This window comes from Acidisphaera sp. S103 (genome assembly GCF_009765975.1).
Lineage (GTDB): Bacteria > Pseudomonadota > Alphaproteobacteria > Acetobacterales > Acetobacteraceae > Rhodopila.
The window spans coordinates 114,872-139,358 of record NZ_LMUJ01000064.1 but is presented as its reverse complement, the minus strand read 5'-3'; the positions used below and the strand labels follow the sequence as shown (position 1 = coordinate 139,358).

Sequence of the window (24,487 nt, the reverse complement as noted above, 5' to 3'; positions counted from 1 at the left end):
GAGGGAGCGGCGCGCATGGTCCGGAGCCTGGAGCCCGACTTATCGGTGCACATCAGCCGCCGGCGCTGGCGCTGCGTCGTCGACCCCCATCTTTGCCTGTCGCATGATGGGGCGGCCTTCATACGCGGGCTGGCTGGCCACGCCGAGATCTGGTTGGGACCCGAGTTCCTGAACATCCTGGACAGTTGGCTGCTCTACGACCGCGAGCCGTCCGCATTGATGTGGTCCAAGGGCGGCAGTCCCGATGCGGATGAAGTGCGTCAGGCCCTGCGCATCTGGCAAGGATTGCGCGATACAGCCGGGCCAGGCAGCGGGCGGCTGTGCTGGGTGCGCGACGCAGTGCGGGAAAGCTGTTTGCCGCCCGGCATGGATGAATCGCTGGTGCCGCAGTGGGAAGCCATGGCGGAAGCGCTGGACGGGCGTCTGTCCCGAGCGGTGGAGGCCAGTGGGCCGATGGTCGCGGCCACGCGCGATGCGGCCGCGCTGACGGCGTTGCTGCCGGGGTCGGTTCTGCTCTGCCGCGGCGGCCAGGGTGATCCTCCACTGTGCCACCATCTGAAAGCGTGGCACCTGCCGTGCCGGCGTTTGGAACTGGTCGACGACCTGGTCTCGATCGAGCGCGGCCTGCTGATGCAGATGCTGGTCGAGGCCGGGCTGGCCGGATTCCTGTGGGGCGGCCTGCGTCTCGTCGTCGTGCATATCGTTGCCCCCGGACACAGCAGGCTGCCGCTCGGGCACGACTTCGCCAATGGCGGGGAAGATGGCGGTTTCCTGGCTGAACTGGAGCCCAGGCCGGTCAAAGGGGCGTGGGAAGACGCCCTCGCATTCTGGTACGATCTGGCGGGGGAGGATTACCGTGGCAAATGGTCGCATTGAACCGCTGCGGCTGAACGCGGGTGAGTTGGTCATCCAGGCGGTGATGGGACAGATCGCCCATCCGGTCGGCCGCGCGAACCCTTACAGGATCGGCCAGGATGGCGTGCCCCGGGTACTGCCCGGCACCGGCGGAATCTCGCTGAATTGCCGGATTGGCGATCCCTGCGTCGGTCTCGCGGCCGACCATGTGGAGCCGGGTGTGTCGCTGCACAATAACGGCCGCGAAATCATTGGCGCCGCAAATGGTCCGAATATGGCTTTGTTGACCAGCGCCTGTGTTGGTAATCCGGCGCGGGTGGTCAGCGGTCCGGCGACGGGCGCGGTTGGCATGGTGACCGGCAAGCATGGCGGTGCGGACCATGTGCTGGTCGATTTCGATAAAAAGACACTGTATCGGCTTAATATTGGTGACAAAATTCAAATCTATTCTTGTGGCATGGGACTGCAATTACCTGACTTTCAGCAAATTACCGTCACCAATTGTGCACCAGGCCTGTTACGGCGTTGGAAGCCGCGCGCGCACGATGGCGTGCTGGAGGTGCGCGTAACCCACATGGTTCCGGCCGCGATCATCGGATCCGGGCTTGGCAAAAACAATGTCTGGCGCGGCGATTTTGACATTCAGCTATTTGATCCGCCAACGCGCAGGCGCCATCGTTTGGATACGCTACGGTTTGGTGACCTGGTCGCGGTGCTGGACAGCGACGCGCGCTTCGGTGCCGCCTGGCGCGGGGGCCACATAACGATTGGTGTTGTGATCCACAGCGACAGTACGACGGCCGCCCACGGACCTGGCGTGACACCGCTGCTGACCGGCCCGGCGTCATGCCTGCGACCCGTCCGCGATAGCGACGCCAATATTGCCTATATTTATCAACGCCGCGCGGTCCTTCCACCACGCGCACGGCAACCGCTTGCCGGACGTACTGTGTCAGCCAAACCGCCTGTCCGTCAACAGGTTTCAACTTTTCGTGAAAAGATGGCCTTTACTTGATTGGCGAGGACATTTGATCTTACTAGTTACACAACGGGTTCGACGCCAAGAAAATGTTTTCGGTTGATACAACCTGTTTCAGCGGACATTTTTCTTCTGTTCTCTGTTGTCGCCGTAAATAGGTGGAGTTGCATACAAATGGCCGAGCAGTCCACTGCCAACGGCTTTATGTCTGCCCGAAATGGCCGTGACAAATCCCATATTCGTCAGGTTGGGCGGATTGAACTGGGCGACCGCCAGTTCATCGTAACGCTGGCATCGGACTTGCACGCCGATGCGGAGCATACGCAAATCTGCCGATTTGAACTGGGTGGATTGGGATTGATCGTTATCGAGGAGCAGCACAAGGACGAGGTCGTAGACGATGTGGTGGCCCGCCTGACGAGCCGGGAGCTTGAAATCGCCATCCTGGTGGCGCAGGGGCATGCGAACAAGAATATTGCCTATCGGCTGCGGATCAGCGAATGGACGGTGGCAACATATCTGCGCCGGATATTCGCCAAGCTGAATGTCGAAAGCCGGGCGGCGATGGTATTTCGGTGTGCTCCACTGATCACAGCGTCACTTGAACCGGCACGAGGGCGCAACGCGAACTATGCGAGGTGACCGTTTTAGTTGGATTCGGACTGTTCATCTACAGTAAACGACGAATACTAACAGTGTAGAACCGCCGCCAAGGCCGTGTGAGTACTGGCCGCTTCATCGGGTCAGGCTTGCGCCATCATGCCGTTGCCGCCGGAAGGTGGTTGCGTCGGGGGTGTCTTGCCGACGGACCAGGCCTCATGGCCGCGATCATCGTTTGCCGAAGTAAAGCGCGGGATCGGATGCCCGCACGCGTGCTTCCGGCAGGCCGAGTTCGCGACGCACAATGTTGGTGCCCTCCACCAGCGAGACGCATTTGTAATAGGCGATGCGGCGACTAAGCCCCTCACGCCCGAAACCGCAATCCGTGGTGATCACCAACCGCTCCGGCGGAATGAACTCAAGCGCTCGGCGGATCAGGCCGGCCACGTATTCCGGCGGTTCCACAACAGTGTTGCAGTGGTTGACAACGCCGATGCCGATCTTCTTGTCGGTCCCGTATTTGCCGAACAGATGCAGGTCCTTGCCGTCGCTGCTGGCGCATTCGAAGGTGATCACATCGGCATTGAGCTGCAACAAATGCGGCATCGCCCGTTCATAGCTTGGCACTTCCCAGTAGACGCGCTGCTGGTTCGGATTGCCCCAGCAGGTATGCGCCCAGATTTCCGCGTCGACACCGGCAAGCTGCCGGTTGAAGGCCTCGGTCAGGAATTCCAGGTCGGCGTCGGTGCAATCGGGACGCAGCGAACGGCCGTGATGCGGCGGTTCCTCGACCTGGATCAGCGGGCAGCCCGCGGCGGCCAGTTCACGCAGTTCCGCGTTCATGATATCGCACAGATCGAGAATCATCGCCTTGTCGTCGACGTAAAACTCATTCCAGAGCATGCTGGCGAGCGCCGGCGCACAGATGGCGCCAAACTTCACCGGACGATCCGTCAGGCGCTGGGCGACCTGCCACAGCGCCGTGTATTCCCAGGGACCGCGGGTCAGTTTCCCCGACACGATGCTGGGCTGATACGCCTCCTGCACCTCCCACAGGATTTTACCCGGGCGCAGGTCATGCCGGCCCATCCAGCCTCGCGACGTATCGCGATGCCCGCTTATCCCACCCAGGCGCTCGATCGGGTAGAAAAACCAGGACTTGCCGCCGACAGCCAGGTCGAAGCGGCTGTCGCCGTCGGTCACGATGTCCAGCCCGGCGGCTTCCTGCGCGTTGATGACCGCGGCGACGGCGTCCAGGTACTGCTCTCGAAACAAAGATTCGCCCAGGGCTGATTTGAACGATCTGCCGTTCAGGCTCATGTCGAACCACAGCGGACGCGGATATGACCCGGTGATCGCGGTCGGCAGCACCAGATTACTGGTCGTTTTCAGCATTGACGTAGCTCCCTGTATCGAACACGCCGTCTTTCGCTCGCGAGGCATGGTTTGCACCGCGCACCGTGACTGTCAACTCGCCGAGGCGGCTTGCGGATTTGGGCACGCTGGCACATTATGTTTGGCAAATGATAAGGACATTTTTGACATGACCAGTAAAAGCAAGATCCGCGTCGGCATTGTCGGTGTGAATGCCGGACGGGGCTTTGCCTCTATCGCGCACGTTCCGGCCCTGAAAGCATTGCCGGATTTCGAAATCGTGGCCGTCGCCACCACTCGCCAGGAATCAGCCGATGCGGCTGCAAAACATTACGGTGCTCGGCTTGCCTTCGCCGACGCCGCGCAATTGGCGGCACATCCGGACGTCGATCTGGTGACCGTCTGCGTGAAGGCACCCGACCATTACGCACCGGTCATGGCGGCGATCGAGGCCGGCAAACACGTTTACTGTGAGTGGCCCCTGGGCCGGAACACCGATGAAGCGGTTCGCATGCACGCGGCGGCGGACAAAGCCGGCGTCCGCCACGCGATCGGTTTGCAAGGCCGGGTGTCGCCGTCAATCAGCTACGTCAGGGACCTGATCGCCGACGGCTACATCGGGCGCGTCCTGTCCGGCACGATGTTCGTCAACGCGGCGAACTGGGGCGCCACACTCGGTGAATCATATCAGGCGGATCGGAATAACGGCGCCAATCTGATGACGATCACCGGCGGGCACAATCTGGATGCGCTGTGCTACTGCCTGGGAGAATTCCGGCAACTCGCGGCGTTCGTGGTCAGCCAGCGCGATAAGATCGCCTTGGCGGGTTCCGGCGAACTCATTACGAAGACGTCGCCGGATCAGCTTGTGGTCAGCGGCATTGTCGGCGATGGCGCGGCAGTATCGTTCCAGGTACGCGGCGGCATGGCCCGCGGGCTGGAGTTCCTGTTCGAAATCCATGGCGAAACCGGCGACCTTGTGCTGGAAGCGACAATGCGCGCATCGACGCAACGGCAGGAATTGTCGGTGCGCGGCGCACGTGGCGCCGGCACGCCGCTGGCCGAGCTGCCAATTCCCGCCCAATATCGCTGGGTGCCGGACGCGACGCCACGCGAATCACCCTACAACGTCGCGCAACTCTACGCCGCATTGGGGACAGCCATTCGGGAGGGTAAGCCGTTCGTCCCGGGGTTCGATGCGGCGGTCACCAGGCATCGCATGCTGGACATGATCACGCGAGCCTCGGAAACTGGACAGACGCAGATCGCCTGACACCGCGCGGGCCGCACTTGCGGTCGCGCCGCCGTCTTTCTAGGATCACACAAACCCCTCCAACAGGAGCGTCCGACCATGCCACAGTCACAAGGAACCAGCTTTAACGCCGATCCGCTAACCATCATCGTCCGGCACCAATTGTGGGATGCCAACGTCGAGGATCACACCGACCAGGGTGTCTCCATCGACGTGGCCGCCGATGTGGACGGCAAGCAAACGCCACTGCTACGCTTCAACTGCTTCGACATCGAGAGAAGCTATGTCTACGGCCCGGAAAATCCCGAGCTGATGACGCCCGGCCGTGTTGGCGGCGGCATGGGCGTGCATTGCCGGATGGACCCGATCACCGATGGCAATCCCATCGGTTGGACCGTCCGGGTGCTGAGCCAGAAGCTTCCCAAGATGCTGGAACGGGCGGGATACAAAGAGATCGCGCAGGCAACCAACCTCGCCGCGGTGCAGCGCATTCTGCCCGACATCGAGGCCTGCGCCCGGGAAACGTTCATCAGCAAGCGCAACACGGTCAAGCACAACCGCGGCACGGACATCTATGAAGCCGGCAACATCCGGTTCGGCCTGGAGATGCGGCGCCAGCGGAACGGTGACGGCGGCCTGGCACTTCACGTCCTTGCCGACGTGGGCGGATCGAAAGGCAAGGCCTATGTCGAGGAGACGGAGGTTCTGGCGTTCGACTGCTTCTGGCAGGGCGCGCATTACCATTACGGTCCGCGCAACAAGAACCATCGGACCAACTGGGACCTGACCATCATCGACGATCCGCTGGACTGGACTTTCGAGCAGATCGAAAACCGCAAGCTCGGGCCAATGATCGAGCGCGCCGGTTACCCGGGGATCGCCGCCGACCTGGACCTGGACAAAATCGCCTCGGTCCTGCCGGCATTGAAGAAGCGCGCCTTCGAGATGTACGCGGAAGGCGAGCGTCTGACCGGCCACAAGGGCTTGCCACTCGAATTCACCCCCAACCTGGCCGCCGAATAACCCGCTGTGCGTGATGGAGGGTTCGGAAGCCCTCCATCACGCACGGAATTTCTCGACGCCCTTCCAATCGATTTCCACACCGAACCCCGGCGCTTCCGATAAGCACAGCAAGCCGTCGCGCACCTCGGCCCCGCCCTGGTAAATCGCGTGATGGATCGGATGCCGCGAATTGTCTCCGTGCGATTCCGCGGCAAACGCGGCATCGCCGAACGCCGACACCAGATGCCCGTGCAAATAACCCACCGAGTGCGGTGCGATCAACACGCCTTTCTGTTCCGCATAATACGCGATACGCAACGACTCGGTGAACCCGGCATGCCGGGTGGAATCGAATTGAACGTAACGGATCGCGCCGGAGTCAATAAAATCGCGAACAGTGTATCGGTGCCACTCCCGCTCACCATGCGCCAGCGGAATGGGCGACGCCGCGGCCAGGCGCTGGAAATCGGCCGGCTGCAGATACCAGTGCAACGGCTCCTCCAGCCAGAATATATCGTAAGGTGCGACCGCCGCCGCGAACTTGATACAGCCCGCCACGTCATACGGGGCATTCATGTCCAGCATGAACAGCACATCGGGACCGATCGCCTCCCGCACCGCCCTGATCCGCGTGACCTCATCCGGCAGTGACAGGGCCCCGCATTTCAGCTTGACCGCACGATACCCGGCAGAAACAAAACCCGAAAGTTCCTTCGCCGCGGCGTCAAGCGGTTCGCCTTCCAGATAGTATCCGCCGGTCGCATAGGTAAATACTTCAGTCCGCGTGCCGCCGAGGACACGAAACACCGGCAACCCGGCTGCCTTGCCCTTGATATCCCACAAGGCGATGTCGATCCCGCCGATCGCCGCCATGACCTGCGGCCGCTGGTTGCGGGGCAGGGGCGCCGGCATGCCGTCCCAACCGCCAAGCCCACCGGGACGTGGTGACGTCAGCGAAAACAACTTCGTCCAGATTTCCGTGTGGCCAAGCGGGTCCATTCCCCGCACCACATCGGCGAACATCTTCACCAGATCGCAGATGACGGTCTGCGGGCTGCCGGCGATCTCGCCGAACCCGGCGATGCCTTGATCGGTGCGGACCTCCACAAGAACGATCAACGAACGATCCATATTCTCGTGCGCCGTCCATCGGCCTTGCGGCAGCGTGGCGGACAGCGGATGGGCGATGATGTCAGTGATTTTCATAACGATTCCTCCAACCTAGTCATTCCGCCAGCGCCTGATAGACCAGCGCATTGATCAGCACCCGAAACCGCCGCTTCTGCTCGCCGGGCACCTGAGCCATGAACACCACCGCAAGATCCTCCGCCGGATCGGCCCACCACAGCGTCCCATAGGCGCCGTTCCAGTAAAATTCCCCCGGGCTGCCCATCAGGGTGCTGACCTTCTCCCGAACCGCGACCGTCAAACCAAAACCATACCCTTCCGCATTGGGATCAAGTTCGGCGATCCGGTTCTCGATGTCAGGGGTCACACGGTTGGTACGCATCGCTTCAACGGTTTTGCGGCCCAGGATGCGCGTTTCGCCCAACACGCCGCCACCCAACAGCATCTGCGCGAAACGCAGGTAATCCAGCGCGCTCGACACCAACCCCCCGCCGCCGCATTCGAACCGCAATGCCTGGGTGCGATCCGGCACCACCTGCGCCGCGCCGGTATCGGGATCGCGCGGCAGCGGACGGGCGAGGCGCGCCACTTTGTCCCGCGGCACCTGAAAGCTGGTGTCCACCATACCAAGCGGTTGGAATAACCGCTGTTCCAGGAACGCACCCAGGGTCTGGCCGGAAATCGCCTCCACGACCAGGCCGATGACGTCGATGGAAAGCCCATAATCCCACACGGTCCCCGGTTGATACAGCAACGGCGCCGCCGCCAGCCCATCGAGAAACGAAGCCGCATCCAAACTGGCGCCCGCGACGTTGGAAGATGCCGGGTACAGCGCATGCACCGCCGTCGTGCCGCGTCCCCCATAGGTCAGGCCGGAGGTATGACGCATCAGGTCCTGTATCGTGATTGATCGCTCGACCGGCACCGTTTCGATCGGCCCGCGTCCGGCAAGGACGCCTTCCGTCAGCATCGCGACGCGCCGGTCGCCGAGTTGCGGCAGGAACCGCTCGATCGGATCGGCCAGCCCTAGGCGTCCTTCCTCCCACAGCATCAGCCCGGCCACGCCGGTGACCGGCTTGGTCATGGAAGCCATGGCGAACAAGGCATCAAGCGGCATCGGGGTGTTTCGATCCGGACCCAGGGAACCAACCGCCTCATGGAAAACCAGATGCCCCCGCCGAGCGATCGCGATAACCGCGCCAGGCAATTGGCCGGCTTCGATTTCTCTGTTGAGTGCAGTAACGATCCTGGCTAGCCGAACGGACGACATGCCAACCGCTTCCGGTTCGGCGCGAGGCAACGCGGGTTTGTCGGTCATATCGTGTCTCCCGGTTCCTCGGGTGTCTATGCCTGGAACGCCGTAAGCCTGTCGGACAGCGGCGACAGGGTCAATCCAGCGACACCGAATGGACGAAAACGACGCGATGCGGTAGCCCTGCGGAACACGCGCAACGACAGGGGAAGTGTCACGGACTCTTCATCGATCCTTGGCGCCGCGGGCCGTGCTGCAAAGACGTGTTAAGGTGGAACGATGACCAATTGGATTGAGACCTATCGCGGTGCGGTACCGCCCTGGCAGTGCGACGTCACCGAACATTTCACGGTCGCCTATTACTTTGACCGGCTGGAAGAGGCGGAAGCCAATCTCGCCGACGCACTCGGCATCAACCATCTCTCGCACCGAGGTGATGTTCCCCGCCGGATCAGCGCCCGCTTCGCCCGCGAACTCCGTGCCGGCGCCAGCTTCCATGTCGAAAGCGCCGCGCTCGGCCTCGAGGACGGCTTGCGCCTCGGCCATCGTTTTATCGATTCGACCAACGGTGAGGTCGTGACCTGGTTCGATGAACACTGGGACCTGTCCGCGGCCCCACTGACATCGCAACAACGCAGCACCGTCGAATCCCGCATCGCGGGCTGGAACGGTCCGGCTGCCGAACCCCGGTCCGATCCCGCCACGACAGACGGTTTCATCCCCACCGCACGCGGACGGGTCAAGGCCGGCGACGTCGACGCGTCTGGCCATTTCGCCCTCGGTGCGATCGTGCATCGCTTTTCCAACGCGTCTGGTCAGTTCGGCGCCGCCATCGGCATGGACAGCACCTTCATGCAGCAGCAGCGGCGGGGCTTTTCAACCTTCGAACTGATTTTGCAGATCTCTGGCGTCTTGCGACTGGATGTGCCGTACCTGGTCCAGACCGGCATTGGTCACTTCGGCGGCTCCTCGTTGCGCATGATCCATCGCATGGCCGACCCGCGAACGGACACCGAAGTCGCGCGGCTCAGCCAGTTCGGCGTGAATCTCGATCTCGACGCGCGCCGTCCCGCCCGTTGGCCAGAGGAAATCCGCCAACAAGCGGCCGCGTTACTCGGATCCAGCAGCTAGTGTCCTGCCCCAGAAGTTCGTCGCATTTTGCGACGGATTTCTGGGATCGGCAGGCCACTGAAAACAAAGAGCTAGTGTCCCGAATCTGAAGTTCGCCCGCTGTGGCGAACTTCAGATTCGGGGCACTAGCGCGTGGTCGCCCTGGGCGGAACGCCAACAGGGCGTGAATCACGCGATCAAACAAAGAGTTAGAGCGCACTGACCGTTCACAGTCAGCGCGCTCTAGAGGAAATCGCGCACCCGCTCGATGTCCTCCAGCACACTGGAATGCGACACCAGAAGCACCTCATCGAAACCAATCTGCTCGATACGCTTCAACCGCCGGCGGGCCTCGTCCGGCGGACAGGCCAGGGAGGTTGTTACCTCCTTCAGGCTGGCGGATTCGGGCCGGTCGCCCAGGTCGACAGCGACGTTGGCAAGCACGGCGTTGGTGCCGCCGGCCTCGCGGTAGATCTTCATACCCAACTCAAGGTCGTCCCAACTGCTGTAGCGGCCCGAGGGCGTCCACCCCTGGCATTCCTGCGCGGCGAAGGTGATCCAGCGCGGACTGCGCCAGGCGCCCATCAGGATCGGTGGTCCGCCCTCGCAGCCCGGCCACACCGACAGGGTGCCGCCTGAGTTGACCGCTTCACCGCGCCACGCGTGCCGCATGGTTTCCAGTGAACGCTTCATGATGCCGAAGCGATGGTCATAGTCGTAGCCCAGAAGCTCGAAGTCCGCGCGCGTCGAGCCGCTGCCCACGCCCAGCCGCAGGCGGCCACCGGATAGGGCCTGGACGGATTGGACCCGGTGGGCGAGCTCGATTGGGTTGCGCAACGGGAGTTGCAGCACGGAAATGCCGAGTTCCACCCGTTCGGTGACGGCGGCAACGACCGATAGCTCAATCAACGGATCCAGGGTGGCCCGACCTCGGCCCAGCGAGTCGCCGACCCATATGCCGGGGAAACCGCCGGCTTCGATGCGCCGGGCATAATCGGCCATGCGAGCGAGTAGCCGGTCATGCGGTTGAACAGTGGGATCGGGACGGATCATGGTGCTGACTTTCATGGCCGTCCTCCGGTCATTGGTGACATGTCTTGATTTCCTTCCGCCCGTGTTGGGCACGACACGTAGCGTGCCGCAAATCCGGCCGCGGGTAAAACCGCGGCGGCTGCCAATCGGACTATTCCTCGGGTTCGGTGGTAAACAGCAACGGATAACCCTTGCGCCGACCGGCGTCCGTCGCGTTCGTCGCCTTGGCTTCCGCCACATCCTTTGTGTAGACAGCGACCACGCACGCGCCGCGCCGATGGGCCGTTACCATCACACGGTGGGCCTGGTCTTCCCCCATACGAAATTCCGCCTTCAGAACCATCACGACGAATTCCCGGGGCGTGAAGTCGTCATTGACCAAAATTACTTTGTGGAGACGGGGACGCTCGACTTTTATGTCGGTCTTGGTGTCGGAGTGGGTGGTGATGTCAGGCATCGGCGGCACCGTTCCTTCAGGCGTGAACCGAATGTCGTGGGTCGATCGTGGTCATGCAAGGCTCTACAGGGTCACCATGCCCATCCAGAACATGGTTTTGTCGCCAACTTCGACTTCGTATGCCCGCTGGAAATGCAGCCGTCCGTCCTCGGTTATGCGAAAAACGGACAGGCCGGCGGGTATTCTGCGTATCCCGCTGCCCTCGCGGACCGACATGGCCATGATATGTGCGGCGACCAGCAGACGGCCCGACGGATCGATATGAAAAGTCCGGCAATGGATGCCGCCCGTGTCGATATGCTGGATCGCGGTCGGCTCCCCGGTCGCCGGGTCGATCGCGTAAACCACCAAGGTGTTTTCACCACCGGCGAACACCTTTGCCCCCTCGAATTCCGTCGTATCCGACGCTCGGTTGACCGCATACACGAACCGGCCGTTGGGATGGACATGGACGGTGCCCGCCAGTTGCCGCACCCCGCCCACGCCGGGCGCTGCCAATGTGGGCTTGGTGAAAAGCGGGGCCGTGGACAACAAGCCGTTTTGAATACCAAACATCGCCAACGCGTTCTGCCGCTCCAGCGACACATAAACCCAAGGCTGGGACGGATGAAAATCCAGATGACGGGGTCCGAAGCCATAGCCGCCGTTGGGGGCGATCGAGACCTCATCGCTCAGCAGGCCATCGGCATACCGGAAGACCTTCAGCGCACCCGGTTCTTCCGGCTTGCCTTTCGCGGCACTGTGGCCGCGAGTGACCAGAATGACGTGCTTATCGTCAAGGGTCGCGCGCACCTGATGCGGGTAAATGCCGGGATCGACCGGTTCGGCCTGCTGGATTTCATCGCCCGGCGTGGCATCGGCGTTGATGCGGTAGACGCGGAAGGCACCGGGATTGCTGAAGGCCGCCAAAATGTGCGTGGACGCGATATCGGTGGCCATATGGATCGGCCGTGTCGGCAGCGGTATCGGCGCGCCATGTGGCGCCAGCACGCCAGACTCCGGATGCACTGAATACGCGGTGACATGATGGCTGTTGCCGACCGGCCCCATCCCGGATGCGCTGTTGCTCGACGCGACATATAGATAACGTCCCGAAACATGCGGCCAGGCGTATTGCACGTTTTCCGCGACGGTGACCGACTCCTGCCGCAGCAGTTCGGCGCGATCGACATCGACGGCGTATCGAGTCAGTTCCGGCCCCACGCTGGCATACAGAACAACGGTTTCAGCCATTACATATCACTCCTTATGCCGATGCCGCTGATGGTGCCCGGTCAATCACATCCGCACCTGCCCTGATCGGCCGCCGGGTCATGGTCATGCTGATGATCATACCCGCTATCAGCAACGCACCGGAAATCACCCAGGCGGCGTCATAGTGTCCCGTGCTGGCGATGACATAGCCCGTCACGATCGGGGCCAGCATGCCGAAGGCATTGCCGCCCACCACCAACACGCTGTTCGCCGTTCCCGCATTCGACGACGACGGCAGCAGATCGGTCAGCAGCGCGGCGTTCAATCCGGTTGCCGCCGAGGTTCCGGTCAGTGAAACCGTGACCAGGACGAGAATAAGCCAAATGTTGGTGACCAGCGGTGTCAGCAGCACGACGGTGGACACCAGCATCATCCCGGCCACCATCAAGCGCCGTTGGCCGGTCCGGCCGTCTCGGCCGCGCAACAGACGATCGCTGAGCGCCGCTATGGCCAAGCTGCAGATCACGGTGACGGCAAACGGTATCGCCGAAAACAACCCTGTCTTGAGGATCGTCAGGTGGCGCGTGAGTTGCAGGTAACTCGGCAGCCAGGTCAGGAACAGGTAGTGCGAATAGACGCAGGCGCCCTGTGTCAGAAGCAGGCCCCACATGGTGCTGCTTGCCAGAAGCGCCCTAAGGCCGCTGGGCCGGTGGTCGACCGGTGCGGGCGCCGGGTTGCTCGCGGACGACGACGGCTTTCGGAACCACATCAGCGACGCCAGCAACCACAGGAAGCCGATGCAACCCAGGGCAACAAATCCGCCGCGCCATCCCAGGGATGTGGCGAACCAGCCGAACAGCACCGATCCGATCGCCGGCCCGGCATAGCCGCCGCTGATGACCAGCATGCTTGCCAAACCATACTCGCTGGCTGGCACCCATTCGCGAACCGCTCGGCCTGCCGCGGGAAACGCACTGGCCTCGCCGGCACCCATGGCCAGACGCGCCCCGAACAGCCACGCCAGACCGGGCGCGAAGCCGGTCAGCACAGTGGCGGCCGACCACAGCGCGATACCGATGCCACCGACGGCGCGAATCCCGATGCGATCCGTGATCATGCCCCACGGGATCAGGCACAACACGTAGCTCCACAGGAAGCAGGAGAACAGGAAACCCATGCCGACAGGCGAGATATGGAATTCCGCCGCGATAGGCGCCGCACCGATCGAAAGCGCGATGCGATCCGCGTAATTGATCGTGATCAGAAAGAACAGGAGCAGATAGAGCGTCAGCCGACCCCGTGCCAATGTCGTCTCCTCCCGTGTTTACCCGCCCGGCGCGCCTTGGGCTTCGACGTAAAGCGCATAGACCGACTGGCTGGCGGTCATGAACAGTCGGTTGCGCTTGCGGCCGCCAAAGCACAGGTTGGCGCAACGTTCCGGCAGCAGGATGCGACCGATCAGGGTCCCATCCGGTGCGAACACCGCGACCCCGTCCTGATCAGCGCCGCCGGAGAAGCCACACCAGACATTCCCCTCGGTGTCGCAACGGATACCGTCGGCATAACCCGGCGTTCCGTCGAAAAACACGCGTCCGTTGCGCGCCGTCCGGCCATCTTCGGCCATGTCGTAGACATGCGTCGTCTTCCGGCCCGAAGGCGTATCGACGACATACAGCTTGGACTCATCCGGCGAGAAACACAGTCCGTTCGGCCGCTCCATGTCACCCACAGCAATGGTCATCTCACCGGTCGTGCCATCGATCCGATACACCCGGAACGGCAGGTCCTGCGACGCCTTGTCGCCCATGTAATTGCCGCGAATTCCGGCGCCGTTGTCGCTGAACCAGATGGAATTGTCGGATTTGACGATCACGTCGTTGGCGCCGGTCAGTCTTGTGCCTTCGAAATGATCGGCCAGCACGGTGACGCTGCCGTCGTATTCGGTGCGTGTCAGCCGCCTTGTCCCGAGTTCGGCACTGATCAGGCGGCCGAACCGATCGCGCGTGTTGCCATCGGGGTGCCCAGCGGGCTTGCGGAGCAGGCCAGCCTGGCCGGTTTCCTCATCCCAGCGCATCAGGCAGTCATTGGGAATGTCGCTGAACACCAGTTGACGCAGGTCGCCGAACCAGGCAGGGCCTTCCGTGAACCGGCATCCCGTCACGATCCGTTCGATCGCGGCATGACCCAGCACCAGCCGTTCGAATCTTGGGTCCAGCACAACGATGTTCGGGTCTGGATAACGGATCGGCGCCGTCGACTCCCACCGGCTGTTGTCTTTCGTCATGATCTTCCCTTTTCTTCTTCAAATCGAATGGCGGTGCTGCCTCTTCTGGCGGGGTTGCCGAGCATCAGCATCATGATCGTGCTGCAGGCAAGGAAGCCGGCGAGCACGAGCAGCGCGATCGTGTAGCTGTTGGTGGCTTCCTTGACGCGGCCGATCAGATAAGGGCCCGCGAACCCGCCAAGATTGCCGACCGCCACAATAAACGCGATGCCAGCCGCCGCCGCTCGGCCGGTCAAGAATGTCGCGGGGACGGCCCAGAACGTCGCTTGGAACGAAAGTGTACCAACAATCGTCAGGGTCAATGCCACCAGCGACAATGTTGGCGAACCGACACAAGACGCGATCGCCAGGCCCACCGCCGCCAACAGCGTCGTTGACGCAACGTGCCATGTGCGGTCGGTGGCCCGGTCGGAACTGCGCGCCCACAGGATCATCGCAACCGCGCCGAACACATACGGGATCGCATTGATCCAACCGACCTGTGCGTTGTTCAGGCCAAAGCCCTTGATGATTTGCGGCAACCAGAGTTGCACCCCAAAGCCGCCGATGATGGAACAGAAATTGATCCCCGCCAGTGTGATGACCCGCCCATTCGCCAGCGTCTCCGCCAGCGTGAAGCGATGAATCTGTTCGATCTGCCGACGTTCCGTGTCGAGCCGATGTATGAGTTGCTGTTTTTCCTCGGGGTCAAGCCAGGGCGCTTGCTCCGGGCGATCGACCAGGACGAACAGGCAGGCAAGACTTAGAAGAATGGCAGGTACGCCCTCCAAAATCAGAAGCAACTGCCAACTTCTAAGGCCGCCGATCTCGTGCATTGACAGAAGACCCCCGGATATCGGTGAGCCGATAATGCTGGCCACAGGGATTCCGACCAGAAAGGTGGCGGTGGCCTTCGCGCGCCAATCGCCCGGGAACCATTGGGTCAGGTACAGGAAAACACCCGGCACGAAGCCGCCTTCCGCTATGCCCAGCAGAAATCGAGCAAGACCAAACGTGATCGGCCCGCTGACAAAGGCCGTTGCGGTTGAAATCACCCCCCAGGTCACCATGATGACGGCTATCCAGCGCCGAGCTCCAACGGCCTGAAGCATAAGGTTGCTTGGGATCTGAAACAGGAAATAGCCGATGAAGAACAAGCCGGCGCCCCAGCCAAACTGAGACGGACTCAGGTTCAAATCCTTGTTCATGGCGAGCGCCGCCAGGCCAACATTCACCCGGTCAAGATAGTTGACCACATAGCAAAGAAAGAGAAACGGCAGGATACGCCAAAGCACCTTGCCCAGCGTTTCGGCTGATACGGTGCCGCTACCCGGGAACGCTCCCGCGGCAGGTTTCGCCATCGCTTCTCTCCCGGGCAACGGCGATATTCCTCGCCTGCGATTGGATCATCGCCTGCAAGCTTCCATGCCCTGCCAACGCGGTCAACACAGCGCGGTCGGTCGCTACCACTCATTGCGTTGGACGAACAACTCCTCCAGGTTCAATAAATCAGGACGGTATCCCAGAACGCACACTTATGCGCGGCAGCGAATTGCGCACCCGTGATCGTGGATGATTTCGGCACGTTCTCGGAGAAGTAGACCTCCGAATTGGCGGTGAAGCGCGGCCATGGTTGGTCGCCCTTCAGGTTCGGGTTGCCCGCGTACATGAAGTTCGTCCAAGCCGCCACCAATTGGGCCGACAAGGTGCGTTCTGTCGCGTTGAGTTTGTGCGGAATCCCCAACGGACCGCCGTGCCAGTCGGCAAACAGGAACGGAATGTCGATGGTGTGCGCTGCGCCATGCGCGAAACTCAAAGGCGGAAAATACCACGGCGCGGTCTTGTCGGCGAACTCATAAGCGTAAAGCGGAACATACGCCGAGACGTGGCGGTTGAGGAACGGATGCCGGCACACATTCGCATCGGTGCCCACCGCGACCCACGCCGAACTGGGATTGGGGTAAGCGCTGAGCGGGTATTGGGCCAGCACTGCATCAGGCGTTCCGGCGGCATAGTCGGGTGGCCCCGCCCCGGGTCCCGCCGGGCCGCCATAGGTCGATTTGATGAGGCTGACATATTGATCGGCGGATAGCGGGCCGAAGAACAACTCGTTGATGCTGGCGGTGAACGCGCCTTCATCGGCGACACTGCCGTTCATGATCGGCATATGGTTGAACTGGCCGGTGGACCACGCGGTGTCGGCAGGGATCGGCAAGACCTTACCATCCACCAACAGCCCGTTCACGTATGGCCCATTCGCCGCGGCGGTGCCTTGCAGCGACAGGATTTTCTGCACGGTCAGCGCGCGCAGGCACGCGGCGGCTGCATCGCCGCCGCAACCGGCGGCGGCCGCGAAATCGGAGCCTCGCTTCTCCGCCAAGGCGAGCGGCGCGACCGTCAGCAGCGGGCCGCTCTCGAAGATCGCCCGATGAAACAGGCCCTTGCTAGCCGGTGAGATCACCAGCGCAGCGGTACTGGTGGAACCTGCGGATTGTCCGCCGACGGTGACGTTACCGGGGTCGCCACCGAACGCGGCGATGTTGCGCTGGACCCAGCGTAGCGCCGCCTGCTGGTCCATCAGGCCGTAATTGCCGAAGTCATGGCCCTCGGCGTCCAGTGCGGGGTGCCCGAGATAACCCAGCAGACCCAGCCGGTAATTGACGGTGACAACAACAGTGGGACCGGCTGGTCCACCCTTCACCAAGGCGCTGGCGTCGTAGTCGTTGCTTTCACCATCGAACAGGCCGCCACCGTGAATCCACAGCAGGACGGGACGTTTCTTGCCACCCGCCGCCGCCGGTGCGAAGACGTTCAGGTAAAGACAATCCTCGCTGACGCTGACCGGGCCAGCGAATACACCCAGTTCGGTAATCTGTGGACAGGTATTACCGAATTTCGTCGCATCCAGCGTTTGCGTCCACGCCGGATGAGGCTGTGGCGGCTGCCAGCGCAACGCACCCGCGGGCGGGGCGGCGAAGGGAATGCCCAGGAATATGTTCATGCCGTTTCGGGTCAGGCCCTGAACAGGCCCCTCGGTCGTCCGCATTTCCGGCCCGGTTCGGTCCGCAGCCGCAGGTCCCACCACCGTCAGCAACAAGCCCATCAGCAGCGCGGCCAGTCGTACCGCGTATTGTCCGGATCGCATCATCATCGTTTCCACTCCAGATGTTTTTATTCTGTGGAGTCATGCGCTCGCGACAGGCTAGGCACCTTCCCGTCCAGTTGGCAAGGTTGTCGGTCCAATCATCATATTATATCCGGAATGACAAGGGTTGTTTCCGGCCCGCGGAATCCGTCTTAACATCGCCCTCGCCAGGGCCGATGATGCCGGACAAACCGGAGGATACCGCCATGACCCAGGACTGGACAAAGCTGGCCGCCGACCTCGAGCGCCTGTTGAAGCTGCGCAATCCGCCGTTTGGCATGAAACTGTTCGAGCGAGCCGAAGACATGGAGGCGATCCCGCGCATCCGCCGGCCGAAAGCCGTTCACGCCTTCGATCAGGTGGTGGCGCAGGCCGCCAGGCTTGGCTGGACCGTGGGCGTGACCGCCGACAACCTGGTAGGCGCGCAATGCCGAGCGGTGATCGGGCTGGGGAATGCGAAGGATGATGAGTGGAAATCCGGCCAGCGGATGGTCGGGGTGTGGTACTCGACACCGGACGATGCCGGCGCACACCAGGCGGCGATGAACTGCGTGGCGGACGGCAAATATCAGGCGATGGTTGTCTCGCCGCTGGCGGCCGGCCGGCTGAACCCGCCGGATATCGCGCTGTTCTACGCGACGCCGGGGGCGATGATGTATTTCATCAACGGCCTGCAATGGTCCGGTTACAAACGGTTCGACTGGAGCGTCGTCGGTGAATCCGCCTGTGCGGATTCATGGGGCAGGGCGCTGAACACCCGCCAACCCAGCCTGTCGATTCCCTGTTTCGCCGAACGGCGCTACGGCGGCGTGCTGGACGATGAGATGCTGATGGCCTTGCCGCCGGAGCAACTGACCCAGGCGATCACCGGCATGGAGGCCCTGTCGAAGAACGGCCTGCGCTATCCTTTCCCGCAATACGGCATCCAGCAGGATGTGCGCGCCGGCATGGGGGTCAGCTACGCCGATCGCAAGCCGCCGGCGTGAGGTCAGGGGCGAAGCAGGGGACCGACTTCCTCGGCGAGAAGGTGCAACTGTTCCAGTGCAAGACTGTTCGGCATCCCCGGCCAGTGAATCGAGGCGACGAGGTGATTCACCCCAAGACGCTGATTGAGCCGATTGAGTTGATCCGCGACTTCAGCGGGTGAGCCCAGAAGGAAACGATCCTCCAGCAAGGCGTCGAATTCATGATCGAAATCGTCGCCTGCCGGCATCACCTTGTCCTGCCCCCAGGCGCGATAGGCTTTGTATTTTTCCTCCAGGTAAGGCTGGGCGCGGCGGATCGCCTCGGTTCGGGACTTCGCCACGAAGACCTCCCGCCGCATCGGCACTTCGATTGGGAACGGCCGCCCATATTCGTCCAGGGCACGCTTGTACAGGTCCATCTGCCGCTCGATCGTCGCCAGTGTGTTGTGCGGGTTGATGTACCAGCAATCGCCCATACGGGCGGCCCGGCGGATCGCAACGTCGGCATTGGCACCGATCCAGATCGGCGGAGTCGGCTTCTGCAACGGTTTGACAGAGCAGGTGGCGTGGTCGAGTTCGAAATCAGAACCCTTCATGTCGACGAAATCCTCAGTCCACAGCCGCCGAATCGCCGTCAGGCATTCCTCGAACCGAGATCCCAGCCGGCCGCGCGGCACGCCGAACGCCTTGAATTCGACGTCGCGGTAACCGATCCCAGCGCCGAAAACGAGTTTACCGCCGCACAGAACGTCGAGCGTCGCCAGTTGTTCCGCAAGGTCGAGCGGCTTGTGCAACGGAACCAGCACCAGGCCGCAGATGATCCGAAGCCTGGGCGCGATCGCGGCGCAATAGGACAGGAACGGGATCTGCTGCACGGAGGAGAACGGGTGCGCGCTGAAATGCGAACCTTTGACGATGCCGTCGAAGCCTAGGCGTTCGGCACATCGCACAAGGTCCAAATCGTCGCGCAAATGTTGTGCCGTATCCCCGGGGGGATGCTGGCCGCGAACGATCATGCTGAGCTTCATCGCGCTGTGTCCCTCGGTCGGTGTTGGGGAGTGTCTGGATACCTTCGGGATCGGTGTCAAACAGGACGGAAGCGGACTACGGGGTCAGAATGGGTGAACGACGCATCTTGTCGCCCTCGCCAGCGATAACGACGGCCGGTGTCGCGACATCGCCGCCCGCCAGGTAGTTCTGAAGGCCCCCGCAAAAATAGCTGTTGCATACATCGGATCTCAACGATCGATTCAGTGTGCAGCCTTGTTTGCCATGAAATATGCAGGATCCCTGGTAGGCATCCGCCGGCACAAGGTCGACAAACAGCCGCAACACCGCGCGTGCATTCAGCGCCGGATTTGCCCGCCGCACACGCAACAGCGTCGGTTCATCCAGAAAGGCGTCATCTTCACCGTTCTTGCAGCACCAGCCTTTGCACAGACCACAGGCGGTGCCGGCAACACGCGCCGCGAAGCCCTCTGGTTCCGGGGATGCGGGCGACGTGGAACGCCCGGTCTCCTTCATCCGGCGTATTGCCCGCAACGTCACGATAAGGTGCCTCCGCAGCCGTCGAACCCGCTCCGGCGGCGTCTGTATCAGCACCTTATCGCTACGCGGCACCATCACCGGCAGGTGGTCGTCGTCCGTCTCGTTACGAAAATCCTGCCGTCGCATACTGGACCCCGTCTATTCCGCCAGGGATGCCGCCACCCGGCTTGGCGCTCGCACCGACATCAGGACCACGATCGCGGCGATGAAAGTGCATGCCCCCAGGAAGTAGAGACCACCCGAGAAACTGCCGGTGGTCGTCTTTACCCACCCCAGCATCGTCGGCCCTGCGATCCCGCCCAGATTGCCCAGCGCGTTGATCAACGCAATGGCGCCGGCCGCCGCCGTCCGGCTCAGAAACAGCGACGGCAGCGCCCAGAACAACGGGCGTGACGCGTTAAGGCCAACCGAAACCATCGCCATCGCGATCAACGACCAGGCCGAAGCACCGAACAGTCCGAGCCCGACGAGACCAACAGTGCAGACCAACAAAGCAGTGGCGGCGCTGCGCCGGCGGTCGGTCGAACGGTCGGAGTAAAAGCCCCAGACCACCATGCCGATCGTGCCGACGATATCCGGTATGGAGGACACGAACCCGGTTTGCAGGTTCGACAGGCCCCAGCCCTTGATGATCTGCGGCAGGAAATACACCACGCCATACGTCGCTGTTCCAATACCGAAATAGACCAGCGACAGCGCCAGCACGCGCGGATCGATCAGCGCCTGCCACAGGCTGAGCCGGCTGTGCGCGTTCTCAACCTCCTGCCGTTCCCGGTGCAGCGTGTCCTCCAGCCATTGTTTCTCCTCGGGGCGCAGCCAATTTGCCCGAGACGGCCGGTCGGTCATGAACGCCAGCACGACGAAGCCCATCAGCGCCGCCGGAATGCCTTCCAGCAGGAACATCCATTGCCAGCCGGCCAAGCCCAGCGTGCCATTCAGTTCCAGCATGCTGGTCGCCAGTGGTCCGCCGATCACGCCGGTCACCGGGATTGCGAGCATGAAGGCGGCGATAACGCGCGCCCGATAGGCGGATGGAAACCAGAAGGTGAGGTACAGAATCATGCCGGGGAAAAACCCGGCTTCGAAAAAGCCCAGAAGAAAACGGACGACCAGGAAGCTGGTCTCACCACTGACCAAGGCCATCGCGGCGGAGGCCAGGCCCCAGGAGATCATGATCCGGGTGATCCACAGGCGCGCGCCGACGCGGTCGAGCAGCAGGTTGCTGGGGACCTCGAAAACGAAATACCCGATGAAAAAAATCGAGGCGCCCAGGCCGTAGACATAGGCGTTGAGGCCTAGGTCGCGGTTCATCGTCAGGGCCGCGAAACTCAGATTTATGCGGTCGATCAGGCATACGACATACAGCAGGAAAATGAGCGGCAGCAGCCGTTTCGCCACTTTTCGTATCGTTATGGTCTCGATTTCAGGCACGCGGTTTCCTCCGTTCGAAGCGGCGGACCCGACACCGTGTCCGCCGTGATGGGAATGCTACAAGGATCCGCAGGAGAATCACGGGGTGGCTGACCGTGATCAAACTGTCGTGCAGCACGTTCGAGTGATTTTGTGACAACCTTCGCATCCACCAGTCGACAACCGGTCGACAGTTGCCTTTACAGAGGGTGGATCGCTTCACCGCTCACGGCAACCTCTCAGGTTGAAACGTGGCCGGGCAGCGTCGCGGCCATCGCCTGGGAGAGGGCGTCCGATCTCACAACAGCACCCGCAAATCGTCCGGTGCCGGAACAGATATGTGGCAAAACCCATTGGGGTATGCTGCGGCCCGGGCGATCTGTCCGCACCCGATCACGCGATGATGGAGACCGTCATGCTTCGCACCATTACCACGGCCGGAAGGGCCGTGTTCTCGGCCAAAAGGCTGCATCGGCTGTCGCACGCGCTGCCCGGGGGCAGGCGTCTCGCGGCACTGATCCGCAATCGTTCGTCCCGGAATGCCGCGCACTTCCAGGATATGTACGACGCGGACCCCGACCCCTGGCACTTTCGCACCAGCGAATACGAGCAAGCGAAATATCGCAAAACGCTCGAAGCGCTGCCAACCCGGCGCTTCGGTTCGGCGTTTGAGATAGGGTGCTCGATCGGCGTGCTCACACATCTGCTGGCACCGCGCTGCGATGCCCTGTTGGCGGTCGATATCGTCGAACAACCACTCCGCGACGCGCGGGCCGCATGCGCCGATCAACCGTGGGTCCAGTTCCGCCGGATGCAGGTGCCGGACGAATGGCCCGAAGGCAATTTCGATCTCATCGTGCTGTCGGAAGTATTGTATTTTCTATCACCAAAAGACGTTGCCAAGGTCGCTGACAGGGTGCGCGCAAGTCTCGATGCGACGGGGCTCGTACTGCTGGTGAACTGGCGAGGGCGCTCGGGTGATCCCTGCACAGGGGACCAGGCGGCCGATCTGTTCATCCAGCGCACGGGGTTGGAACCGCGCGTGCAATACCAGGAGGATACGTATCGACTGGACCTCCTGGGGCATCCTCAGGCCGCGACACGGTTTCGTTAGCGTCACTTGAACAGGTCTGATACCCGCCGTATTTCTTGCTGGCACTATCGCCCGGCGCACTTCGTTTGAAAGCGTTGCGGCGAAGACTTGATTTGATTTCAGATGGAGATACCGCGATGCTACGTCTGCCGGCGCGGGTTCGGCGTTACCTGCAGCCCATGGTACGCGTGGGCGCCGTGCTCGATACGTTGCGTAATCTCCCTGTGGCCGATTCGCGGACAGTGGTTGGCGACCAACCCCTGCTGGTCCTGGCGCCGCATCCCGACGACGAAAGTCTGGGATGCGGCGGACTGATCGCGGAGCACCATGCGCGCGGCCACGACGTGCATGTTATGGTGTTGACCGACGGTACCGGATCGCACCCTCACTCGCGCGAGTATCCGGCTTCGCGGCTCTCCGCACTGCGAATGCAGGAAGCGCGCCGGGCGATCGCCGCCCTCGGGCTGCCGGAAGATCGGATCGATTTCCTTGGCCTGCCCGATGGACATGTATCGTTGCGCGGCAAGCAATTCAACGACGCGGCAGCACGTATCGCACAGTATGCCCGTTCGCACGGTGTGCGTGCTATCTGCACGACATGGCCGCATGATCCACATTCAGACCATCAGGCGGCCTATCGGCTGGGACAGCATGTCGCTCGGGAGATTGGCGCAAGGCTCCTCGGCTATCCGGTGTGGACCTGGACCTTGCCGCCCACCGGCTGGCTTCCGGTTATGCCGTTACGGGGGGCTCGTGTGGACATCGCCCATCATCTCGCGGCCAAGCAGCGCGCGATCGCCTGTCACCGGTCGCAGATCACCGATCTGATTCAGGACGATCCGACAGGGTTCCGCATGTCGCCTGCCTTCCTCGCGATATTCGACTGGCCGTTTGAGGTACTTATCGATGCGTGACCATGCAGAATGATCCGCTGCAAGACGGGCCGATCCGCGCATCGGTCGTCGTCCCCGCGTACAATGCGGAACGTACCATTCGCCGGGCGATTGCCTCCGCGCTCGCACAGACCGAGCAGCGGTGTGAGATTCTGGTCATAGACGACGCCTCCAGCGATGCCACCGCGGCGATTGTGGAGAACTTCGCCCAGCAGGACAGGCGGGTTAGCCTGTTGCGGAACACCACCAATCTCGGGCCGTCTGCATCGCGCAATCGTGGGCTCGCTGTGGCGCGCGGTGACTGGGTCGTGCTACTCGACGCCGACGATGAAATATTGCCAGAACGCATCGAGACCCTGATCGCGCTCGGCCAGCGACATGAAGCAGACCTGGTTGCCGATAATCTGCTGATCTGCCCGGAAGACGGCACCGAACAGCCCGAACCAATGATCTCGGCTCGGGCGTTGCCAGCGGGTAAATTCCTGTCCACCGCCGCCTTCATCGCCGGCAACGTCGGCAGCAGATGGACCCCGCGCGTCAGCTACGGGTTTCTGCAGCCGATCATGCGGCGCGACTTTCTGCGGCAGCACGATCTTCGCTATGACGAGCGAAATCGGTTCGCCGAGGATTTTATGCTGTACACCGCTTGCCTTTTACGGGGTGCCCGATGGTGGCTGACGCCGCAGGCAATGTATCGCTACTGGGTGCGTGCCGGATCGTCGACGGACGTTCAATCCGCCGCGGATCTGCAGCGTATCCGATCGATGGAGCAAAAGTTGCTGCGTGACGAGCCACGCGTTGCGTCCGATCCCGAACTCGCACGTGCGCTGCGCCGCCACTTGGCGGTGATCGATCGTTTCTACCTTTATCGGGCATTTACCGACGCCGTGAAGGCGCGAACGGGCGCAAGAGCGTTCCAGCTTCTGTTCGAGAGT

General features: G+C 62.2%; 23 protein-coding genes. 10 read left to right on the top strand and 13 right to left on the bottom strand.

Annotation, left to right across the window (positions count from 1 at the left end; all coding sequences use genetic code 11):
- Positions 1-15: 15 nt before the first annotated feature.
- The 3 genes from GSQ89_RS22865 (at position 16) to GSQ89_RS22855 (ending at position 2,476) form a co-directional block, all read left to right on the top strand.
- Positions 16-876, top strand: coding sequence for a hypothetical protein (locus tag GSQ89_RS22865; RefSeq protein ID WP_158929566.1), 861 nt, complete (start codon positions 16-18; stop codon positions 874-876).
- Positions 857-1,870, top strand: a complete 1,014-nt coding sequence (locus GSQ89_RS22860; protein ID WP_216856339.1) for a DUF4438 domain-containing protein — start codon at positions 857-859, stop codon at positions 1,868-1,870. The genes GSQ89_RS22865 and GSQ89_RS22860 overlap by 20 nt, the downstream gene beginning before the upstream one ends.
- A gap of 138 nt (positions 1,871-2,008) precedes the next feature.
- A complete protein-coding gene (locus tag GSQ89_RS22855; protein ID WP_174254912.1) occupies positions 2,009-2,476 on the top strand; it encodes a LuxR C-terminal-related transcriptional regulator in 468 nt (155 codons plus the stop codon).
- 186 nt (positions 2,477-2,662) lie between these two features.
- On the opposite strand, the gene GSQ89_RS22850 is transcribed toward GSQ89_RS22855, so the two are convergent.
- Entirely contained in the window at positions 2,663-3,829 is a 1,167-nt protein-coding gene (locus tag GSQ89_RS22850; RefSeq protein ID WP_158929562.1) for a cobalamin-independent methionine synthase II family protein, read from the bottom strand.
- 148 nt (positions 3,830-3,977) lie between these two features.
- Here GSQ89_RS22850 and GSQ89_RS22845 point away from each other — a divergent pair, with 148 nt between their 5' ends.
- Both GSQ89_RS22845 and GSQ89_RS22840 read left to right on the top strand, forming a co-directional pair.
- Positions 3,978-5,081, top strand: coding sequence for a Gfo/Idh/MocA family protein (locus GSQ89_RS22845; protein WP_158929560.1), 1,104 nt, complete (start codon positions 3,978-3,980; stop codon positions 5,079-5,081).
- Between the two features lie 78 nt (positions 5,082-5,159).
- On the top strand, positions 5,160-6,083 hold the full coding sequence (locus GSQ89_RS22840) for a hypothetical protein (RefSeq protein WP_158929558.1): 924 nt from the start codon (positions 5,160-5,162) through the stop codon (positions 6,081-6,083).
- 36 nt (positions 6,084-6,119) lie between these two features.
- Here the strand turns inward: GSQ89_RS22840 and GSQ89_RS22835 are convergent, their stop codons facing one another.
- Positions 6,120-7,268, bottom strand: coding sequence for a mandelate racemase/muconate lactonizing enzyme family protein (locus tag GSQ89_RS22835; RefSeq protein ID WP_158929556.1), 1,149 nt, complete (start codon positions 7,266-7,268; stop codon positions 6,120-6,122).
- A 19-nt stretch (positions 7,269-7,287) separates the two neighbouring features.
- Positions 7,288-8,508, bottom strand: coding sequence for a serine hydrolase (locus tag GSQ89_RS22830; protein WP_158929554.1), 1,221 nt, complete (start codon positions 8,506-8,508; stop codon positions 7,288-7,290).
- Between the two features lie 213 nt (positions 8,509-8,721).
- On the opposite strand from GSQ89_RS22830, the gene GSQ89_RS22825 reads away from it, so the two are divergent.
- The gene (locus GSQ89_RS22825; RefSeq protein ID WP_158929552.1) at positions 8,722-9,573 is read left to right on the top strand and encodes a thioesterase family protein; all 852 of its coding nucleotides are present in this window, start codon (positions 8,722-8,724) and stop codon (positions 9,571-9,573) included.
- Between the two features lie 222 nt (positions 9,574-9,795).
- On the opposite strand, the gene GSQ89_RS22820 is transcribed toward GSQ89_RS22825, so the two are convergent.
- The 7 genes from GSQ89_RS22820 to GSQ89_RS22790 form a co-directional block, all read right to left on the bottom strand.
- Entirely contained in the window at positions 9,796-10,620 is an 825-nt protein-coding gene (locus GSQ89_RS22820) for an LLM class flavin-dependent oxidoreductase (RefSeq protein WP_158929550.1), read from the bottom strand.
- A gap of 115 nt (positions 10,621-10,735) precedes the next feature.
- Positions 10,736-11,041, bottom strand: coding sequence for an ATP-dependent Clp protease adapter ClpS (gene clpS, locus GSQ89_RS22815; protein WP_158929548.1), 306 nt, complete (start codon positions 11,039-11,041; stop codon positions 10,736-10,738).
- A gap of 63 nt (positions 11,042-11,104) precedes the next feature.
- Positions 11,105-12,274, bottom strand: a complete 1,170-nt coding sequence (locus GSQ89_RS22810; protein ID WP_158929546.1) for a beta-propeller fold lactonase family protein — start codon at positions 12,272-12,274, stop codon at positions 11,105-11,107.
- Between the two features lie 13 nt (positions 12,275-12,287).
- On the bottom strand, positions 12,288-13,541 hold the full coding sequence (locus GSQ89_RS22805; protein WP_158929544.1) for an MFS transporter: 1,254 nt from the start codon (positions 13,539-13,541) through the stop codon (positions 12,288-12,290).
- 18 nt (positions 13,542-13,559) lie between these two features.
- Complete coding sequence (locus GSQ89_RS22800) at positions 13,560-14,519, bottom strand: SMP-30/gluconolactonase/LRE family protein (protein WP_158929542.1); 960 nt, start codon at positions 14,517-14,519, stop codon at positions 13,560-13,562.
- Positions 14,516-15,859: an MFS transporter gene (locus GSQ89_RS22795; protein WP_158929540.1), complete on the bottom strand. Its 1,344-nt coding sequence runs from the start codon at positions 15,857-15,859 to the stop codon at positions 14,516-14,518. The genes GSQ89_RS22800 and GSQ89_RS22795 overlap by 4 nt, the downstream gene beginning before the upstream one ends.
- Positions 15,860-15,999: 140 nt before the next feature.
- Complete coding sequence (locus tag GSQ89_RS22790) at positions 16,000-17,649, bottom strand: carboxylesterase/lipase family protein (protein WP_158929538.1); 1,650 nt, start codon at positions 17,647-17,649, stop codon at positions 16,000-16,002.
- Positions 17,650-17,849: 200 nt separating this feature from the next.
- Here GSQ89_RS22790 and GSQ89_RS22785 point away from each other — a divergent pair, with 200 nt between their 5' ends.
- A complete protein-coding gene (locus tag GSQ89_RS22785) occupies positions 17,850-18,629 on the top strand; it encodes a DUF169 domain-containing protein (RefSeq protein ID WP_158929536.1) in 780 nt (259 codons plus the stop codon).
- Positions 18,630-18,631: 2 nt separating this feature from the next.
- Here GSQ89_RS22785 and GSQ89_RS22780 read toward each other — a convergent pair whose 3' ends face one another.
- From GSQ89_RS22780 to GSQ89_RS22770, 3 genes are all read right to left on the bottom strand, one after another.
- A complete protein-coding gene (locus tag GSQ89_RS22780; RefSeq protein ID WP_158929534.1) occupies positions 18,632-19,636 on the bottom strand; it encodes an LLM class flavin-dependent oxidoreductase in 1,005 nt (334 codons plus the stop codon).
- Between the two features lie 76 nt (positions 19,637-19,712).
- Entirely contained in the window at positions 19,713-20,282 is a 570-nt protein-coding gene (locus GSQ89_RS22775) for a hypothetical protein (protein WP_158929532.1), read from the bottom strand.
- Positions 20,283-20,294: 12 nt separating this feature from the next.
- Positions 20,295-21,587 carry an MFS transporter gene (locus tag GSQ89_RS22770; protein ID WP_158929529.1) on the bottom strand — a complete coding sequence of 431 codons (1,293 nt, stop codon included), beginning with the start codon at positions 21,585-21,587 and terminating at the stop codon, positions 20,295-20,297.
- Positions 21,588-21,966: 379 nt separating this feature from the next.
- Here GSQ89_RS22770 and GSQ89_RS22765 point away from each other — a divergent pair, with 379 nt between their 5' ends.
- From GSQ89_RS22765 to GSQ89_RS22755, 3 genes are all read left to right on the top strand, one after another.
- Positions 21,967-22,680, top strand: coding sequence for an SAM-dependent methyltransferase (locus GSQ89_RS22765; RefSeq protein ID WP_216856338.1), 714 nt, complete (start codon positions 21,967-21,969; stop codon positions 22,678-22,680).
- Positions 22,681-22,796: 116 nt separating this feature from the next.
- A complete protein-coding gene (locus GSQ89_RS22760; RefSeq protein ID WP_216856337.1) occupies positions 22,797-23,573 on the top strand; it encodes a PIG-L deacetylase family protein in 777 nt (258 codons plus the stop codon).
- A 2-nt stretch (positions 23,574-23,575) separates the two neighbouring features.
- A partial coding sequence (locus GSQ89_RS22755) for a glycosyltransferase (RefSeq protein WP_158929527.1) occupies positions 23,576-24,487 on the top strand: 912 nt, incomplete at its 3' end.

Bases quoted from the DNA above. Each gene is read 5' to 3' on its own strand.
- GSQ89_RS22865 (WP_158929566.1), top strand. From the start codon at position 16: ATGGTCCGGAGCCTGGAGCCCGACTTATCGGTGCACATCAGCCGCCGG.
- GSQ89_RS22855 (WP_174254912.1), top strand. From the start codon at position 2,009: ATGGCCGAGCAGTCCACTGCCAACGGCTTTATGTCTGCCCGAAATGGC.
- GSQ89_RS22850 (WP_158929562.1), bottom strand. From the start codon at position 3,829: ATGCTGAAAACGACCAGTAATCTGGTGCTGCCGACCGCGATCACCGGG.
- GSQ89_RS22845 (WP_158929560.1), top strand. From the start codon at position 3,978: ATGACCAGTAAAAGCAAGATCCGCGTCGGCATTGTCGGTGTGAATGCC.
- GSQ89_RS22840 (WP_158929558.1), top strand. From the start codon at position 5,160: ATGCCACAGTCACAAGGAACCAGCTTTAACGCCGATCCGCTAACCATC.
- GSQ89_RS22835 (WP_158929556.1), bottom strand. From the start codon at position 7,268: ATGAAAATCACTGACATCATCGCCCATCCGCTGTCCGCCACGCTGCCG.
- GSQ89_RS22830 (WP_158929554.1), bottom strand. From the start codon at position 8,508: ATGACCGACAAACCCGCGTTGCCTCGCGCCGAACCGGAAGCGGTTGGC.
- GSQ89_RS22825 (WP_158929552.1), top strand. From the start codon at position 8,722: ATGACCAATTGGATTGAGACCTATCGCGGTGCGGTACCGCCCTGGCAG.
- GSQ89_RS22820 (WP_158929550.1), bottom strand. From the start codon at position 10,620: ATGAAAGTCAGCACCATGATCCGTCCCGATCCCACTGTTCAACCGCAT.
- clpS (WP_158929548.1), bottom strand. From the start codon at position 11,041: ATGCCTGACATCACCACCCACTCCGACACCAAGACCGACATAAAAGTC.
- GSQ89_RS22810 (WP_158929546.1), bottom strand. From the start codon at position 12,274: ATGGCTGAAACCGTTGTTCTGTATGCCAGCGTGGGGCCGGAACTGACT.
- GSQ89_RS22800 (WP_158929542.1), bottom strand. From the start codon at position 14,519: ATGACGAAAGACAACAGCCGGTGGGAGTCGACGGCGCCGATCCGTTAT.
- GSQ89_RS22795 (WP_158929540.1), bottom strand. From the start codon at position 15,859: ATGGCGAAACCTGCCGCGGGAGCGTTCCCGGGTAGCGGCACCGTATCA.
- GSQ89_RS22790 (WP_158929538.1), bottom strand. From the start codon at position 17,649: ATGATGATGCGATCCGGACAATACGCGGTACGACTGGCCGCGCTGCTG.
- GSQ89_RS22785 (WP_158929536.1), top strand. From the start codon at position 17,850: ATGACCCAGGACTGGACAAAGCTGGCCGCCGACCTCGAGCGCCTGTTG.
- GSQ89_RS22780 (WP_158929534.1), bottom strand. From the start codon at position 19,636: ATGAAGCTCAGCATGATCGTTCGCGGCCAGCATCCCCCCGGGGATACG.
- GSQ89_RS22775 (WP_158929532.1), bottom strand. From the start codon at position 20,282: ATGCGACGGCAGGATTTTCGTAACGAGACGGACGACGACCACCTGCCG.
- GSQ89_RS22765 (WP_216856338.1), top strand. From the start codon at position 21,967: ATGATGGAGACCGTCATGCTTCGCACCATTACCACGGCCGGAAGGGCC.
- GSQ89_RS22760 (WP_216856337.1), top strand. From the start codon at position 22,797: ATGCTACGTCTGCCGGCGCGGGTTCGGCGTTACCTGCAGCCCATGGTA.